We start from the raw sequence: 16,667 nt of genomic DNA on the forward strand, positions 1-16,667 counted from the left end.
GCATGGTGCTCACCCTTGCCGACGTCCAAGCCGACGAAGATCTCCACGCTCTCGTAGCCAGCGACACTCAGGTTCACGCGTTCCTCCGATCGTCAGGTCATTGACGGCCTGCTATCGGCAGTGAGTGTCGGCATCCACGTTACGAATGACCTCGGATCTGTCTCCGGGCCCAGCCCCTATCAGCGATCACGCACTGCCAGACCAGGCCCGGTGACAACACCCCCCAGATCATGACTTCGACAGGGGGCAGTAATCATGCCGGGCCCGGCAGGCCGTCGCCCCTCAGCTTGCCGCCGAGAAGGCTCACGAAGAAGGTAACGGGGCGTGCGCGGGCTGGACGGGGCGACATCGCCCGCCCGGAGGCGCACCCCACCGCCTCGAACGGCCGGCAGCGCGCCTGCCTGCTCGATCACGAACCAGCACGCCGTCGTCCGCGTGCCCGAGACGCTCGCCCGGTGGGTGCGCGAACCGGCCTGCGTCGAGGCCGCATGATGCGCGCATCGCTCGCACCCTCACGCAACGCCGCGGAGTTCGAAGCGCGCACGCCCGCCGAGCCTCGGCCGCTGGTCGGGATCGACGTGGGGTGGTGGAACGAACCAGATCTCGTGCCGCCGCGCGAGGATGCGCCACCCGTCGCGGTGCACCTGGTGATGACAGTGGGTGCAGAGCAGCACCCCGTTGTCGAGGTCGGTCGGACCGGTATCGCGCTCCCACCAGCTGATGTGGTGGGCGTCGACGTAGCCGATGTTGCGACCGCAGCTCGCGCACCCGCCGTCGCGTTCGGCGAGGGCGACGCGTTGCGCCCTCGTGAACAGTCGCTTGGCCCGACCGACGTCGAGCGGTTCGCCGCGCCCGCCGAGCACGACCGGGATGATCTCGGCGTCGGCCGCCATTCGCCGGAGCGTCGCCGCCGAGGCGACCCGGTCGAACCCGTCGATCGAGCCGAGCCCGCCCGGCGTCGACGGCGCGGCTGAACCGTGCCGCGTGCGGTCGTCGCGTGCTGCGGCCGGATCGCCGGCGAACGCATCGCGCACCGGCGACAATGCCGCCGCGAGCGCATCGGCGCTCATGCGCAGGACCACCGTGGTCTTCGCCACCGATGGCAGCTCGGCGCAGCCGAGCGCATGCCGGGCGAGATCGGCCAGTGCGTCTGCCTGCAACTGCGGGATCGACCGCAGATCATCGATGGCCGGACCGTCATCTTCGGGCCCGTCGTCTGACGTCGCCCGACGCCGCCGCTGCAGCACCTCCGTGACGATCTGCTCGATCGCGGCCTTGACGGGGGCCGCGGTCGCGACGTCGAATCGCCCGTGCAGTCGAAGCATGCCGGACGCATCTTCGGCGAAGGTCAGTGATCGCTGCTCGTGCAACGCTTCATCGCGCGGCTCGACGCCGTCGGGATCGAGCCGGGCCTCGGCGTGCGTGAGCGCGCGTTGCAGCAACGAGGAGGGCACCGTCGTGGCGAAGGCGGCGAGCTCGCGCTCGTACGCTTCGGCTCGCGCGGCGCTCGTTCGAGGAGCGACCCGCTCGAGCATCGAGCAGATCGCGTCGGCTGCTTCGACACCGATCGCCCCGACCTCGAGAACGCCGGCAACCGCAGGCCGTCGTGGCGGCAACCACCCACCCGTGAATGACGCTCGCGGCCGGGTCGCTGCGCCCACCCGCACGAGCATCGCCGCATGGCGCGCCGTCGTGCCGACCGCGCCGGCGACGAGCTGGCTCGCGTTGCGATGCCCGTGCTGCTTCGCGAGCCCCTCCGTGCCGAATGCACCGTCGCTGCGCTGGTCGACCTCGGCGGCGAGCGCCGCGAGCACCCCGTCGAGCTGACGTCGCAGCCCGCCCGCGACCTCGAGCACACGCACGAGGCCTGCATCGCTCATCGCGACGACGTCATCGAACCCGGCGTCGACCCGCCCACGGGCGTCGGCACCGAACGCCGGCGCAGCCCCCACCCACTCGGCGCGCAGCGCGTCGAGCCGAGCCTCGAGGGCGGCGAGCGGGTTCGTCATGCTTCGATCCTGCCGCTACCCACCGACATTCGATCGCGCAGAGAATCATCGGCTGATCAGCGATTTGCCCTGTGGACAACCCCACAAGAGTACGCCCTGTGGAGGAGAAGTCGGGCCGCTCAGCGGCCGCCCGGCGAGGCATCCTCGATCAACCGCTTGCCGAGGCTCACCGCATCGTCGACCGCGTACCCGAGGCGCTCGTAGAACGCGATGACCTCGGTGTTCGAGGTGCGCACCTGCAGGTTGAGCTTGGGGCATCCCCGCTCGATGAGCAGGCGCTCGGCCTCGGCCATGAGCAATCGCCCGAGGCCCGTGCCGCGCGCGGGGTCGGCCACCGCGAGGTAGTTCACCCAGCCGCGGTGACCCTCGTATCCGATCATCGCGGTGCCGACGAGTCCAGCGGACTCACCGTCGACCGCGCCCGCGTCCGCGGCCTCGGCCACGAGGAACAGCTCGGGCTGCACGCCGAGCTTGCGCTCGATGTCGAGGTACGGGTCGTTCCACGGCTTCACGAGCCCGGCCGCGCGCCAGAGCGCGACGACCGCCTCGGTGTCGGCGACGGCGAACGGCCGGATCGACGTCGATCCGGCCGTCGCGTCGTCGTGGTTCCTATCGCTCACGCGTCGAGGCGGAGCAGCCAACCGTGCCGGTCGTCCACGCGCCCGTACTGGATGCCCGTGAGCTCCTCGCGCAGCGACATCGCGAGCTCGGCAGCCGCGTCGCCCTCGTGCACGATCTCGAAGTCTTCAGCGAGGAGGCGCCCGATCGGGGTGACCACCGCAGCGGTGCCACAGGCGAAGGCGCCCACGATGTCGCCGGATGCCGCGCCCTCGCGCCACTCGTCGATCGTCACCCTGCGGCGCTCGACGGTGTGGCCGCGGTCCTTCGCGAGCTGAAGCACCGAGTCGCGCGTGATGCCCTCGAGGATCGAGTCCGACTCGGGCGTCACGAGTGTGCCGTCCTGGTAGACGAGTACGACGTTCATGCCACCGAGCTCTTCGAGGTACTTGCCCTCGTCGAGGAAGAGCACCTGCTGGCAGCCGTGCTCGGCCGCCTCCGCCTGCGGCAGGAGCGACGACGCGTAGTTGCCGCCGGTCTTCGCCGCACCGGTGCCGCCCTTGCCGGCCCGCGCGTAGTTCGTCGACAGCCAGATCGAGACGGGCTGAACGCCGCCCTGGAAGTAGGCGCCGGCGGGGCTCGCGATCACGTAGTACGCGACCTTCTTCGCGGGGCGTACCCCGAGGAACGCCTCTTTCGCGAACATGAACGGGCGCAGGTACAGGCTCGTCTCGGGCGCCGACGGCACCCAGTCTCCATCGATCGCGATGAGCTTCTTCAGCGACTCGATGAAGATGTCGCTCGGCAGCTCGGGCAGCGCGAGGCGCCGGGCCGAGCGCTGCATGCGTGCCGCGTTCTGCTCGGGGCGGAAGGTCCAGATCGAGCCGTCGGCGTGCCGGTACGCCTTCATGCCCTCGAAGATCTCCTGCGCATAATGCAGCACGGCGGCGGCCGGGTCGAGCGGGATCGGGCCGTAGGGGGTGACGCGGGGGCGGTGCCACCCGCCCTTCTCAGACCAGCACACGTCGACCATGTGGTCGGTGAAGTGGTTGCCGAAACCCGGGTCGGCGAGGATCGCCTCGCGTTCTTCGGGCGTCCTGGCGTTCTCGTTGCGGACCGTCTGCCAGATGAGTCCGGCGGCGGAGGGGGCCTGGAGCGGGAGGTTGATCGTCATGAGGTGTCCTTCGATGCGCTTGCGCTTGATCAGTCGAGTGCGCCGATGCGTGCGGCGATCGCGTCGCCGACCTCGGAGGTCGTACGCGTGGCCGCGCCGCGTTCGGCGATGTCGGCGGCGACCGCCCGCGAGACCTTCGCCGAGGCTTCCGCGAGACCGAGGTGGTCGAGCAGGAGGGCCACGGAGAGGATGGCCGCGGTGGGGTCGGCGATGCCCTTCCCGGCGATGTCTGGAGCCGAACCGTGCACCGGCTCGAACATGCTCGGGAATCGGCCGTCGGGGTTGATGTTGCCCGAGGCTGCGAGGCCGATGCCGCCGCTGATCGCGCCGGCCAGGTCGGTGAGGATGTCGCCGAAGAGGTTGTCTGTGACGATGACGTCGAATCTAGCAGGGTCGGTGACGAGGAAGATCGTCGCGGCGTCGACGTGCAGGTAATCGACGGTCACGTCGGGGTACTCGGATGCCACGGCGTCGACTGTGCGCTTCCACAAGGCGCCTGCGAAGACGAGCACGTTGGTCTTGTGCACGAGGGTGAGCTTCTTGCGCGGGCGCGCGTTCGCGGCGGCGAAGGCGTAGCGCACGACCCGCTCGACGCCGAAGCCGGTGTTCACCGAGACCTCGTTGGCGACCTCGGCCGGAGTGCCGACGCGGATCGCGCCGCCGTTGCCGACGTACGGGCCCTCGGTGCCCTCGCGCACGACGACGAAGTCGACCTCGCCCGGGTTCGCGAGGGGGCTCACGACGCCGGGGTGGAGCACCGACGGGCGCAGGTTCACGTAGTGGTCGAGCTCGAAGCGGAGCTTCAGCAGGAGCCCGCGCTCGATGTTCGCACCAGCGAGGCGCGGGTCGCCCGGCACTCCCCCGACGGCCCCGAGCAGGATCGCGTCGTGACCCTTGATCGCGTCGAGGTCGGCGTCGGTGAGCACGTCGCCGGTCTCGAGGTAGCGGGCCGCACCGAGCGAGAACGGCGTCTGCTCGAAGACGGTGTCGCCCCCGGCCGTGACCGCGCCCAGCACCTTCAGCGCCTCGCCGACGACCTCGGGTCCGATCCCGTCACCGGGAATGACCGCGAGCTTGACCGTTCCACCCATGAATACTCCTTCGTGCGACAAGCCCCTCAAGCGTACTGCCGTCGCGCGCCGCACCCCGATTCATGACGGGCATCGGGTGAGGTCCCGCGTCACCCGACGTTCAGTCGTGGTTCGCGGGGTTGCGCAGCGTGACGGCCGCGATCGTCGCGGCGGCGACCATCAGGCCGACGCCGATGAGCGAGGTCACGAGCACCCCGCCGTCGAACGCGATCGCCGCCGCGTGCATGAGCTCCTCGGCCTGCGCCGCCGGCAGCTCGGCCGCCACCGCCGCCGCGCCCGCGAGCGTTTCGCGCGAGGCATCCATCTGCGCAGCCGTGAGCGAGGCGGGCAGTTCGATGGCGCTCGCGTAGTGCGCCGCGATGATGCTGCCGAGGCCCGCGGTGCCGAGCACCGCGCCGAGTTCGTACGCCGTCTCGGAGACCGCGGAGGCCGCGCCCGCCTTCGACGGCGGGGCGCTCGAGAGGATGAGCTCGTTCGAGACCGTCTCGGCCATGCCGATGCCGATGCCGAGCATCGTGAACGCGAGCACGACCGCGCCGAGCGACCCCTCCGAGGCGCCGAACGCGACGACGAGGTAGCCGCCCGCCGAGAGCGCGAGGGCCGCGGGCACGAGCACGCGCGGGCGCACCCTGCGCGAGATCGGCACCACGGCGAGGCCGGCGATGATCATCGCGACGAGCCCCGGCAGGAGGGCGAGACCGGCCTCGACCGGCGAGAGGCCCGCGATGATCTGCAGGTGCTGCGACACGAAGAACAGGAAGCCCACGAGCGAGACGACGCTCAGCAGGTTCACGAGCACGGCACCGCCGAACGGGCCCGCCGTGAACAGGCGCACATCGAGCATCGGCGACTCGCTCGCGAGCTGCCTGCGGACGAACAGGTAGGCCGCGAGGAGCCCGGCGAGGATGAAGAGCGGCCCCTGCACGTCGAGGCCCTCGGTGGCGAGGTGCTTGATGCCGAAGACGATGGGCGCCATCGTCGCGAGCGAGAGCAGGATGCTCCAGGCGTCGATGCGGCCGGGGCTCGGGTCGCGGCTCTCGGTGATGAGCATCGGCACGAGCACGAGCATCGGCACGAGCACCGGCACCGCGAGAAGGAACACCGAGCCCCAGGCGAAGTGTTCGAGCAGGAGTCCGCCGACGAGCGGCCCGAGCGCGCTGCCCGCGGCGAACGCCGAGGCCCAGATCGCGATCGCGAGACGACGCTGCTCGCGATCGGTGAAGATCGAGCGCAGCAGCGACAGCGTCGAGGGCATGAGCATCGCACCGAAGAAGCCGAGCACGGCGCGCGCGGCGATGAGGAGCTCTGCGGTCGGGGCGAAGGCCGCACCGACCGAGACGACGGCGAAGCCGATCGAGCCGATCATGAGCATGCGGCGACGACCCCAGCGGTCGCCGGCGCTGCCCATCGCGACGAGCAGGGCGGCGAGCACGAGCGGGTAGGCGTCGATGATCCAGAGCTGCTGGGCGGCCGTGGGTGCGAGGTCGCGCGAGATCTCGGGCAGCGCGAAGCTCAGCACCGTGTTGTCGATCGACACGAGGAGCGCGGGCAGCATGAGCACCGCGAGCGCGATCCAGGCGCGGCGCGGGGCGCGGCCGGTCGCGGCCGCGGCACGGCTTCGCTTCGCGATGGCGCGAGGGGTCGCGTCGGTCATCGAGGTGGGCGACGAGTCGGTCGTCGGGGTCGTGGTGGCCGTGTGATCGGTCATGTTCTCACTCAGTTTCTATACCGTCCGGCTGGTATAGTAACAGAAGCGGCGGCGCTCCGACAGTGCGGTCGATCCGCACGCGACCGCCGAGCTCTGGGAGAATCACGCCATGTCCCGCCCACCCGCCGCCCGCGAAGCAGTCCTCGACGCCTTCGAACGGCTCATCATCGCCGACGGCGAGCGCACGGCCACGCTCGATGCGACGGCGCGCGCAGCAGGTGTCTCGAAGGGCGGCCTGCTCTACCACTTCGGCTCGAAGCAGGCGCTCGTCGCAGGCCTCATCGAGCGGCTGCTGCTGCTCGTCGACGACGATCTCGTGCGCATCGACGAGGCACCCGACGGGGCGATCGCCTACTTCCTGCGCTCATCGCTCGACATCCAGACGCCGCTCGACCGCGCCTTCGTGGCGATCCTCCGACTCGCGCAGGGCGGCGATCGCGAGGCCGGCCGAGCGCTCGACGAGGCCGAGACGCGCTGGCTCGCCGCGCTCACCCGGCACGTCGGCGACCCGACGCTCGCCCTCGCCGTCACGCTCATGGGCGACGGGCTCTACCATCGGGCGGCGCTGCGCGCCGAAGCCGCCGACCTCGGCGAGGGCGATCTCTCGGCCGCGACGACGGGCGAGGTCTCCCCCGAACGCCTGAACGCGCTGGTCGCGCTGCTCGAACGCCTCGCCGCCCGCTGAGGTCGCGTCGCCGAGGCCACCACACACCTCGAACGACCCGGCGGACGCGTTTCGCGAAGCTCGGCTGGAGGACGGTCCGCACCCCGGCATACGCAGATGCCGGCCGCACCGCACCGCACCGCACCGCACCGCACCGCAGCTTGCAGGACTATTCAGCGACTTCCCCCGCATGTGCGACTCGTGAACGTGTGATCCTGCAACTCGCGCGAGCGACGGATGCCTCGGCGTGTCGCCCGCGAGGAGAAGCCGTGGCCCGACTGCGCGACGCGGGCCGTCACACGGCCCCAGATACGCGGATGCCCCGGCGCTCACCCTGCGAAGGGCATGCGCCGAGGCATCCGACCGACTGAGGTCTACTCGGTGATGTCGATCTCGACGAAGACCTTCGCGTCGATCGCCTCACGCACCCGCTCGAGCACCTCGGCGGGCACCGGCGAGTCGACCGTGAGCACGCTGAGCGCGGTTCCGCCGGCCTCGCGGCGGGCGATCTGCATGCCGGCGATGTTGATGCCGGCTTCGCCGAACTCCTGGCCGTAGACCGCGACGATGCCGGGGCGGTCGGTGTAGCTCATGACGATGTGGTGCTTCGCGATCGGCACCTCGAGGTCGTAGCCGTCGATGCCGACGAGCTTCTCGGCCTGCTTCGGCCCGGTCAGCGTGCCCGACACCGACACCTGGGTGCCGTCGGCGAGCGCACCGCTGAGGGTGATGACGTTGCGGTACTCGGGGCTGTCGGCCTCGGTGATGAGGCGAACCTGCACCCCGCGCTGCTCGGCGAGGAGCGGCGCGTTCACGTACGACACCGACTCGGAGACGACGTTCGTGAACACGCCCTTCAGTGCGGCGAGCTTCAGCACGCTGACGTCGTAGTCGACGAGTTCGCCGCGCACCTCGACGTCGAGGCTCGTGAGGCCGCCGTGCTCGCCGTGGGCGAGACCCGAGAACAGCTGGCCGAGCTTCTCGACGAGAGGGATGCCGGGGCGCACGTACGGGTCGATGACGCCGCCGGCGACGTTCACCGCGTCGGGCACGAGCTCGCCGGCGAGCGCGAGGCGCACCGACTTGGCGACCGAGATGCCCGCCTTCTCCTGCGCGTCGTCGGTCGAGGCGCCGAGGTGCGGGGTGACGATGAGGTTCGGCAGGCCGATGAGCGGCGACTCCTTCGGTGGCTCCTGCACGAAGACGTCGAGGGCCGCGCCCGCGATCTCTCCGGCGACGAGCGCGTCGTGGAGAGCCTGCTCGTCGATGAGACCGCCGCGGGCGACGTTCACGACGTAGGCGGTCTGCTTCATCTTCTGGAGCTGCTCGGTGCCGATCATGCCGAGCGTCTCGGGCGTGCGGGGCATGTGGATCGTCACGAAGTCGCTGCGCTCGAGCAGTTCGTCGAGCGACACCGTCTGCACGCCGAGCTGCTGCGCGCGGGCCGCCGTGATGTACGGGTCGTAAGCGATGACCTCCATGCCGAACGCCTGAAGGCGCGCGGTGATGAGGGCGCCGATGCGGCCGAGACCGATGATGCCGACGGTCTTCTCGTAGAGCTCGGTGCCCGTGTACGAGGAGCGCTTCCACTGGCCGGCCGAGAGCGAGACGTGCCCGGCGGGGATGTGGCGGGCGAGGCTCAGGATGTGGCCGATCGTGAGCTCGGCGGCCGAGATGATGTTCGACGTCGGCGCGTTCACGACCATGACGCCGGCCGTCGTCGCCGACTTCACGTCGACGTTGTCGAGGCCGACGCCCGCACGGGCGACGACCTTGAGCTTCGGTGCGGCGGCGATCGCCTCGGCGTCGACCTGGGTGGCCGAGCGGATGAGGATGGCGTCGGCATCGGCGAGCGACGACAGCAGCGCCGGTCGATCGGTGCCGTCGACCCGACGGATCTCGAAGTCGGGCCCGAGGGCGTCGACGGTGGCGGGCGAGAGTTCTTCGGCGATCAGCACGACCGGCTTTGACACGAACGGTTCCTTCGGAGCGATGCGCGTGCGAGACGCGCGAGGGGAAGCGCCTACGCCAGTGGGGGCGCCGTTACCCCGCCAACCCTACTGGAGTGTTGCGCGCCGTCGCGTACTGTGACGGCGCACGACGTCGCCGAGCGGGCGAACCGCTCAGACGACGACGCCGCCGAGCTGCCCGAGGAGCACGGTGAGACCGAGGAACAGCGCGGCCGAGACGCAGAGGCCCGCGAAGTACAGCGCGATGCGCGCGAGGACGCCTCGGCGGCGCCCCAGCGCGAACGCCGCGGCGAAGCACCCGAGCGGGGCGAGGAGCGCGACGATCATGACGGCCCAGCCGACCGCCGTGAACGAGAGGCCGATGCCGAGCAGTTGCACGATGCTCTCGACCACCTCCCACACGTCGTACGCGTAGAAGAGCCCGAAGACGACCGCGAGCGAGGCATCGAGCCAGAGCGGCAGGTACGGCGCGGGGGCGGATGCCTCGGGCTCGGCCCCTGCGGGGACGTCGGCTGCGGCGGATGCGGCGGTCATGCGGTCACTCCGAAGATGAAGGGCAACGGCGCCAGCACGACGGCCCCCACCACGAGCCAGACGAGCCGGGAGCGGGCGGTGCGGGCACCGCGCAGCGCGAGCACGAACCACAGCGGGGCGGCGAGCACGGCGAGCCAGAGGCCGAGACTGTACATGAAGTCGCCGACGATGCTCGTGCCGGGCGTCGCCGTGCGGAGCGCCGTGATGATCCAGCCGATCGTGTAGAGCAGGTAGACCCCGCCGAGCACTCCGAGCACGACGAGCTCGACCGAGCCGGTCTGGGGTGCGCCGGGCGCCGCGGCATCGTGGCTGTCGCTTTCGCTGGCGTCGGCGTCGGCGTCGGCGGCTGCGGCCCCGGTCGCGGGTGCCGCCGTCGCCGCGCCGCCCTTCAGCGGAACCGGGCTGCCGACGGCCTTCCAGCCGGGCGCGAGCGTCGCATCGTCGTCACCCTCCCAGCGCAGGGCTTCGTCGTCGGCATCGGGGTCGGGGCGCATGCCTCCAGCCTAGCCACGCAGGGGTGCCGCGGGCACTGCGGAGGCGGCCGCGATCGCTGCGGCGACGAGCGCCGCATCGGTCTCGTCGAAGCCGTCGACCCCGCCGCCCGGGCCGCTCGCACCACCGCGCAGCGCCCGGCCACGTGCCGACAGGTGCACCGCGTCGACCCCGGCCGCCGTGAGCGCCGCGATGTCGTCGAGCTGTACGCCGCCACCCGCCATGATCTCGATGCGGCCGCCGGCCGCCGCCGCCATGTCGGTGAGCGCGCCGAGCCCGGTGCGGCAGTCGGGCGCACCGCCAGAGGTGAGCACGCGGCGAACGCCGCGCCCCGCGAGCGCGGCAACCGAGCCGAGCGGGTCGGCCGAGGCATCCACCGCCCGGTGCACCGTGACGTCGGCGTCGCCGGCTGCCTCGACGAACCGCGCGATCGCGTCGAAGTCGAGCTCGCCCGCATCGGTGAGCGCGCCCACGACGACGCCGTCGGCGCCTGCTGCGACCGCCGCCCGGATCTCGCGGAGGATCGTGCGCTGCTCGTCCGCGTCGTAGACGAAGCCGCCGCCGCGCGGGCGCACAAGCACGTGCACGAATCCCCTCGCGCCGGCGTCGCGCGCTGCGTCGACCGCAGCCTCGACGAGCCCGGCCGAGGGCGTCAGCCCGCCGAGGCCGAGGGCCTGGCAGAGCTCGATGCGTGCGGCTCCATGTTCGAGGGCGATGCGCGCGCCTGCGGCATCCTGGACGGCGATCTCGACGGGGAGCAGTGGGGCGACCATTCTCGACAGCGTAGCGGGCGCGACGGGGCACGCCTCGATGCCGCCGAACGCTCACGCGGAGGCACTCGCGAACCGGCGGTAATTCGCCAGTAATGGCACGCCGGTAGCGTGCCGCCATCCCGCGTTCGACGACGACGTCGCCCCGCGCGGGCCGGAGCCGTCAACCGTCCTGAAGGAATACGACATGCACAAGCCAAGAACCGCCCGAGCATGGGTGGCCTCGCTCGCGTCCGCCGCCGCGGCCGCCGCGTTCGTCATCGCCGCACCGCCGGCCCTCGCCGCCCCCGCCGGTGCCGGCGCCGACAAGATCGATGCGGCCGTGATCGACGCCGCGCAGCGCGGCGAGCAGACCGCCTTCTACATCGTGCTCACCGAGAAGGCCGACCTCTCGGGCGCCCGCAAGGCGAAGGGCCACGAGAAGAAGGCGACGCTCGCCTACGAGTCGCTGACCGCGACCTCTGCGAGCACGCAGCGCCCGCTGCGGAACTTCCTCGACAAGCACGACGTCGAGTACCAGCCGTTCTGGATCACGAACACGATCCGCGCGACCTCGTCCGACGTCGAGCTCATCGAAGAGCTCGCCTCCCGCAAGGACGTCGCGCAGATCGTGCCCGAGCAGACGCACGCCCTCGACGACACGGTGATCGAAGGCTCGACCGATGCGGGCGTGGCCGCGACGGTCGACGGGGCGGTCGTCACCGCAGAAGCGCCCGTCGAATGGGGCATCGCCGACATCAAGGCCGACCAGGTCTGGTCGCAGTACGGCGTCGACGGCGAGGGCATCGTCATCGCGAACATCGACAGCGGCGTGCAGTACGACCACCCCGCGCTCGTCGCGAACTACCGCGGCAACCTCGGCGACGGCTCGTTCTCGCACGACTACAACTGGTACGACCCGACCGGGGTCTGCACCACCGCGGCCCCCTGCGACAACAACAACCACGGCACTCACACCATGGGCACGATGGTCGGCGCGGGCGGCATCGGCGTCGCGCCGGGCGCGACCTGGATCAGCGCGAAGGGATGCGAGGGCCGCTCCTGCACCGACGGATTCCTGCTGCAGGCCGGCCAGTGGATGCTCGCCCCGACCGACCACAACGGGCAGAACCCCCGCCCCGACCTCTCACCCGACATCATCAACAACTCGTGGGGCGGCAGCGACGACCAGTGGTTCTACGCCGACCTCATCGAGGCGTGGAACTCGGCCGGCATCTTCGAGGCCTTCGCCGCGGGCAACGACGGCGACGGCGTGACCTGCTCGACGACGGCCGCCCCCGGTGGCCGCGGCGACGTGTACGGCGTCGGCGCGTACGACGTGAACGGCAGGATCGCCTCGTTCTCGGGCTTCGGTCCCTCCCCCGTCGACGGGTCGCAGCGCCCCGACATCACCGCTCCGGGTGTGAACGTGCGCTCGGCGGTCTCGGGCGGCCGTTATCAGTCGATGAACGGCACCTCGATGGCGACGCCGCACCTCGCGGGCGCGGTCGGCCTGCTGTGGGCCGAGGCGCCGAGCCTCATCGGCGACATCGAGGGCACGCAGGCACTGCTGAACGACGCCGCGCGCGACGTCGACGACACCCACTGCGGCGGCACCCCCGCCCGCAACAACGTCTGGGGCGACGGCATGCTCGACGTGCTCGCCACCGTGGATGCGGCACCGCACACGCGGGCGATCATCACCGGCACTGCGACGGATGCCGCGACCGGCGCCGCGCTCGCGAACCTCACCGTGCGCGTCACGGGCGACGGCTTCGACCGCACGACGACGACCGACGTGAACGGCGCATACCGCGTGGTGCTGCCGGCCGGCACGTTCACCTTCGAGCTGAGCGGGTACGGCTACGCGCCGCTCGTCGACGAGGGCTACGTGGTCACGGCAGGGTCCGACGCGGTGCACGATCTCGCGCTGAACGCGGTCGCGCACCACAGTGTCACCGGCGTCGTCCGCGACGTCGTCGGCGCACCGCTCGCCGGCGTCACCGTCACGCTCGAGAACACCCCCGTGTCCGCCGTCTCGACCGACGCCGAAGGCCGGTACACCCTGCCCGAGGTCGCCGAGGGCTCGTTCTCGCTCGCCGCGACGCCTGCGGCACCGGTGCTCTGCAACGGCATCTCGCGTGCGGCGCTCACCGTCGGCGCCGACCTCGTCAACGACATCGACCTGCCCGCCCGCACCGACGCGGCCGGCACCTCGTGCCTGCCCGCGAGCTACTCGTGGATCAAGGGCACGTCGAAGGTCGCGATCTCGGGCGATGAAGACGCGAAGACGATCGCACTGCCGTTCCCGGTGACCCACTACGGCACCAGCTACACCTCGGCCGCCGTCACGACCAACGGCCTCGTGAACTTCGTCGCACCGCGCGTGGGCGACTACGCGAACACCGCGCTGCCGACCGCGACCGCGCCGAACGGCATCATCGCCGCGTACTGGGACGACCTCGTGATCGACAAGAAGGCGAGCGTGCAGACCGCGACGACCGGCACGGCAGGCGCCCGTCGCTTCGCGATCGTCTGGAACAACGCCGCGATCGCCGACGACCCGAGCGTGCGCCTCTCATTCGAGGTGGTCTTCGACGAGAAGACCGGCGCCGTCACCCTTCAGTACAAGGATGTCGCGGGTTCCGCGCTCGAGCGCGGATCGTCGGCGACGATCGGCATCGAGGACGCCGCCGGCACCGACGCCCTGCAGTACTCGTTCAACCAGGCCGTCGTCACCGACGGCTCTGCGATCAGCTTCATCCGAAAGGGAGCATGATGTTCACCCGCACACAACGCCGAGCGATCGGCATCACCGCCGCCTGCGCGGCCGTCGCGATGACGTTCGGCATGGTTTCGCCGGCGTACGCGGCAGAAGGCACCGACCTGCTCGTGCTCACGCCCGAACAGGTCGACGACCTGACCGCCCGCGCGCAGGCCGACGTCTACCGCGACGGCCCGGCCGGCGCGACGACCGAGCCCGACGCCGCCACCACCGGCGCCGAGATCGGCACGGGCGGCACCGCCGAGCCCGGCACCGAGCCCGAGGCATCCGACGGCGGGAACGAACTGCTCGCCGAGACCGAAGCCACCACCTGGAAGCACACCGTGCGGGCGTCGGTCGAGGGCAACTACGGCATGGCCGTGACCGCTCCCGTCGCCGGCGGCGGCGACGACTACTTCGCGATCGATTCGCTCGGCATGCTGCAGCGGCGCACCGCCGACGGCGCCGAGGTCTGGCGGCGCGACAACACGTCGTGGTACACCGAGTGGGGTGTGAAGCCCGCTCGACCGTGGCAGCTCGAGCCGTTCCCGGCGCGCATCGTCGTCGGCTATAACGCGATCAGCCCGTTCACGCCCGCGTCCGAAGACGGCTTCGCGACCGGCGACCTCACCGGTGACGGCGTCGCCGACCTGGTCTTCAGCGCATCGGTGGGAGCGAGCCCCTACCGGCCGATGCAGGGCGCGCTGTCGACCGGCACCTTCGTCACGATCGTCGACGGCGCCGACGGCCACACACTGTGGTCGAAGCTCTACGCGGCGATCTACTCGCTCGAGCTCGTCGACGGCACGCTCGTCGTCGCCGACTCGCCGTACTTCAACATCAACGCGCCGTCCGGCTCGAAGATGACGATGAGCGGCCTCACGTTCGCCCCGGCGGGCGACGAACTCGAGGTCGCATCGACGTGGACGTACGACCCGGATGCTCCGCGGGCGTCGGGATGGGCCGACCTCGAGCCGATCGGCGATGGCCTGCTCGCCGCGTCGTGGGATCGCCGCAAGGACGCGCTCGCCACGATGCCGAGCGGCAACACGCTCGTCATCGATACCGCCACGGGCGAGGTCGAGTGGACGGCGACCGACCGCCTGTACTCCCGTCAGCTGCGCCTCGACGCCTCGCGCGACCGCCTCGTGGCACTCGAACAGTCCGACCCGAACGAGGGCGTGCAGTACCAGATCGTCTCGTACGCCCTCGACGACGGCGCCCGCGAGGTGCTCGACACCCGCGTCAACGCGATGCCGCTCGCCTCGGCGATCGGCGACCTCGGCGGCTCGACGGCCGGCGAGATCGTGGTGAACGAGGCAACGCTCGACGGTTCGATGACCCTCAACGCCACCACGACCCGAGCCCTCGACGGCGACTCCGGCTCGCAGCTCTGGTCGCGCACCCTCAAGCGCGATCCCGACAACCTGAGCGACGGAATCCTGGGCTGGGGCGTGCAGATCGCCGACGGCCGAGTCATCGTCAACTACCGCGACGACGCGGCTGCGGAGACGGCCGACAATCGCGGCGGTTCGTGGTACGGACGCATCACCGCCCTCGCCGGCAACAACGGTGCGGTCAAGTGGGAGCACACCGGCACCGCGGCCTCGCAGCTGTGGTCGCAGGTCATCACCGAGGGGAAGGGCACCCGAGTCCGCACCGTCGACACACTCCAGAACGTGCGCACCTTCAACCTCGGCTCGGGCAAGGAGGTCGGCGTCACGCCGCTCCCGGCCGACTCGTCGTCGGCGACCGCGATCGACATCACCGGCGACGGTGCCGACGACCTCGTGGTCGGCGGCAACTCGCAGGGTGTCTTCGCCTACGACGGCCGCGCCCTCGTCGACGGTGAGCGGGTGCCGCTGTGGACCGCGACCGTTCCCGGCTCGGTGCACAAGCTCGTGCTCGCCGACGTGACCGGCGACGGCCGCGACGAGATCGTCGTCGCCGCCGACACCGCGGCCGCCGTGATCGACGCGAGCAGCGGCAAGGTGCTCCGCACGTTCGACGGCGACGGCCAGTTCGTGCGCACGGTCGCCGCCGCCGACCTCGACGACGACGGCAAGGCCGAGGTGGTGCTGTCGACCGATGCGGTACACGCCTACCACGGCGACGGCAAGCTCGCGTGGAGCTACGCACCGCAGGACGGCGTCGTGTTCGGCGACGTCTCGTTCGGCGACGGAAGGGTCTACGCCGAGTACGAGACCCGCAACGCGCTCGCGCTCGCCGAGCCCGGCGCCCTCGGCGGCGTCGCGCTCGACGGCGACACGGGTGCGGTGGTGTGGGAGACTGCGGCGCCGGCCACCCCCACCGAACTCGGCTTCGCCGGCCCGGTGCGTGGCGTCGGGATGCGCGCGGCGACGTTCGCCTCCCCCGAGATCCCGTACGCCGACGGTCACGCCGTCGTCTTCACGTGGACCGCGAGTGCCGCAACGCCCGGTGCCCCGCCGAAGATGTTCATGGAGATCCGCGACGGCCGCACCGGTGAGGTGCTGCACACCGCGAGCCTCGGGGGTGTGCACAACCTCAACAACTGGGTGACGGCGCCCGAGGGCCTCGTCGCCGGCTCGACCGCCGCGTTCCGCACCTTCGGCGCGAACGGCGACGACGCGGTCATGCTCGCCTTCGCGACGTTGGAGGTCGCCGGGTTCGCCACGACGCCGAGCGGAGAGCGCATCCTCGTCGCCTCGACCGACGGCGGCATGAGTTCGCTGCCCGCCTCCGCGCTGGTGAACTCGCCCTCGCATGTGAGCATGGCGGCGACCGTCGGCGTCGTGGGCGGGCGCGAGCTCGCGCTCGCCGACCTCGACGGTGACGGACGGGTCGAGATGATCTCGCTGAACTTCGACGCACGCGGGGCCGACCGCACCGCAGGGCTCCACGGTTCGGCGTACTCCTCGCCGTTCACGGCGATGCGGCAGTTCGTGGTCGCGACGGTCGACGCGCTCTGATCC

The 16,667-nt window shown here is 71.2% G+C and carries 12 protein-coding genes; 3 read left to right on the forward strand and 9 right to left on the reverse strand.

The window, feature by feature from the left end:
* Nucleotides 1-512: 512 nt before the first annotated feature.
* The 5 genes from H516_RS0114870 to H516_RS0114890 all read right to left on the reverse strand — a co-directional run bounded on the left by H516_RS0114870 (nt 513) and on the right by H516_RS0114890 (nt 6,486).
* Nucleotides 513-2,009 carry an HNH endonuclease signature motif containing protein gene (locus tag H516_RS0114870; protein WP_022890504.1) on the reverse strand — a complete coding sequence of 499 codons (1,497 nt, stop codon included), beginning with the start codon at nt 2,007-2,009 and terminating at the stop codon, nt 513-515.
* Nucleotides 2,010-2,128: 119 nt separating this feature from the next.
* Complete coding sequence (locus tag H516_RS0114875; RefSeq protein WP_022890505.1) at nt 2,129-2,629, reverse strand: GNAT family acetyltransferase; 501 nt, start codon at nt 2,627-2,629, stop codon at nt 2,129-2,131.
* Nucleotides 2,626-3,741, reverse strand: coding sequence for a branched-chain amino acid aminotransferase (locus H516_RS0114880; protein ID WP_022890506.1), 1,116 nt, complete (start codon nt 3,739-3,741; stop codon nt 2,626-2,628). Before H516_RS0114880 ends, H516_RS0114875 begins: the two co-directional genes overlap by 4 nt.
* Nucleotides 3,742-3,770: 29 nt before the next feature.
* Complete coding sequence (locus H516_RS0114885; protein WP_022890507.1) at nt 3,771-4,832, reverse strand: 3-isopropylmalate dehydrogenase; 1,062 nt, start codon at nt 4,830-4,832, stop codon at nt 3,771-3,773.
* Between the two features lie 100 nt (nt 4,833-4,932).
* A complete protein-coding gene (locus H516_RS0114890; RefSeq protein WP_051138858.1) occupies nt 4,933-6,486 on the reverse strand; it encodes an MFS transporter in 1,554 nt (517 codons plus the stop codon).
* A 163-nt stretch (nt 6,487-6,649) separates the two neighbouring features.
* Between H516_RS0114890 and H516_RS0114895 the strand changes: the two genes are divergently transcribed.
* Nucleotides 6,650-7,225 carry a TetR/AcrR family transcriptional regulator gene (locus H516_RS0114895; protein ID WP_022890509.1) on the forward strand — a complete coding sequence of 192 codons (576 nt, stop codon included), beginning with the start codon at nt 6,650-6,652 and terminating at the stop codon, nt 7,223-7,225.
* Between the two features lie 353 nt (nt 7,226-7,578).
* Here H516_RS0114895 and serA read toward each other — a convergent pair whose 3' ends face one another.
* The 4 genes from serA to H516_RS0114915 form a co-directional block, all read right to left on the reverse strand.
* Nucleotides 7,579-9,177 (reverse strand): phosphoglycerate dehydrogenase, encoded by a 1,599-nt coding sequence (gene serA, locus H516_RS0114900; protein WP_022890510.1) that lies wholly within the window; start codon nt 9,175-9,177, stop codon nt 7,579-7,581.
* A 150-nt stretch (nt 9,178-9,327) separates the two neighbouring features.
* Entirely contained in the window at nt 9,328-9,708 is a 381-nt protein-coding gene (locus tag H516_RS21440) for a hypothetical protein (RefSeq protein WP_022890511.1), read from the reverse strand.
* Nucleotides 9,705-10,202 (reverse strand): hypothetical protein, encoded by a 498-nt coding sequence (locus H516_RS20440; protein ID WP_022890512.1) that lies wholly within the window; start codon nt 10,200-10,202, stop codon nt 9,705-9,707. Before H516_RS20440 ends, H516_RS21440 begins: the two co-directional genes overlap by 4 nt.
* Before the next feature lie 9 nt (nt 10,203-10,211).
* The gene (locus tag H516_RS0114915; protein ID WP_022890513.1) at nt 10,212-10,973 is read right to left on the reverse strand and encodes a copper homeostasis protein CutC; all 762 of its coding nucleotides are present in this window, start codon (nt 10,971-10,973) and stop codon (nt 10,212-10,214) included.
* 184 nt (nt 10,974-11,157) lie between these two features.
* Here H516_RS0114915 and H516_RS0114920 point away from each other — a divergent pair, with 184 nt between their 5' ends.
* Nucleotides 11,158-13,728: a S8 family serine peptidase gene (locus tag H516_RS0114920; protein ID WP_022890514.1), complete on the forward strand. Its 2,571-nt coding sequence runs from the start codon at nt 11,158-11,160 to the stop codon at nt 13,726-13,728.
* Nucleotides 13,725-16,664, forward strand: a complete 2,940-nt coding sequence (locus tag H516_RS20445) for an FG-GAP-like repeat-containing protein (RefSeq protein WP_157432283.1) — start codon at nt 13,725-13,727, stop codon at nt 16,662-16,664. Before H516_RS0114920 ends, H516_RS20445 begins: the two co-directional genes overlap by 4 nt.
* Nucleotides 16,665-16,667: the final 3 nt, after the last annotated feature.

It is taken from the genome of Agromyces italicus DSM 16388 (assembly GCF_000421545.1).
Classification (GTDB): domain Bacteria; phylum Actinomycetota; class Actinomycetes; order Actinomycetales; family Microbacteriaceae; genus Agromyces; species Agromyces italicus.

Coding starts and splice junctions, on each gene's coding strand:
- H516_RS0114870 (WP_022890504.1), bottom strand. CDS start 2,009: ATGACGAACCCGCTCGCCGCCCTCGAGGCTCGGCTCGACGCGCTGCGC.
- H516_RS0114880 (WP_022890506.1), bottom strand. CDS start 3,741: ATGACGATCAACCTCCCGCTCCAGGCCCCCTCCGCCGCCGGACTCATC.
- H516_RS0114885 (WP_022890507.1), bottom strand. CDS start 4,832: ATGGGTGGAACGGTCAAGCTCGCGGTCATTCCCGGTGACGGGATCGGA.
- H516_RS0114890 (WP_051138858.1), bottom strand. CDS start 6,486: ATGACCGACGCGACCCCTCGCGCCATCGCGAAGCGAAGCCGTGCCGCG.
- H516_RS0114895 (WP_022890509.1), top strand. CDS start 6,650: ATGTCCCGCCCACCCGCCGCCCGCGAAGCAGTCCTCGACGCCTTCGAA.
- H516_RS21440 (WP_022890511.1), bottom strand. CDS start 9,708: ATGACCGCCGCATCCGCCGCAGCCGACGTCCCCGCAGGGGCCGAGCCC.
- H516_RS20440 (WP_022890512.1), bottom strand. CDS start 10,202: ATGCGCCCCGACCCCGATGCCGACGACGAAGCCCTGCGCTGGGAGGGT.
- H516_RS0114915 (WP_022890513.1), bottom strand. CDS start 10,973: ATGGTCGCCCCACTGCTCCCCGTCGAGATCGCCGTCCAGGATGCCGCA.
- H516_RS0114920 (WP_022890514.1), top strand. CDS start 11,158: ATGCACAAGCCAAGAACCGCCCGAGCATGGGTGGCCTCGCTCGCGTCC.
- H516_RS20445 (WP_157432283.1), top strand. CDS start 13,725: ATGATGTTCACCCGCACACAACGCCGAGCGATCGGCATCACCGCCGCC.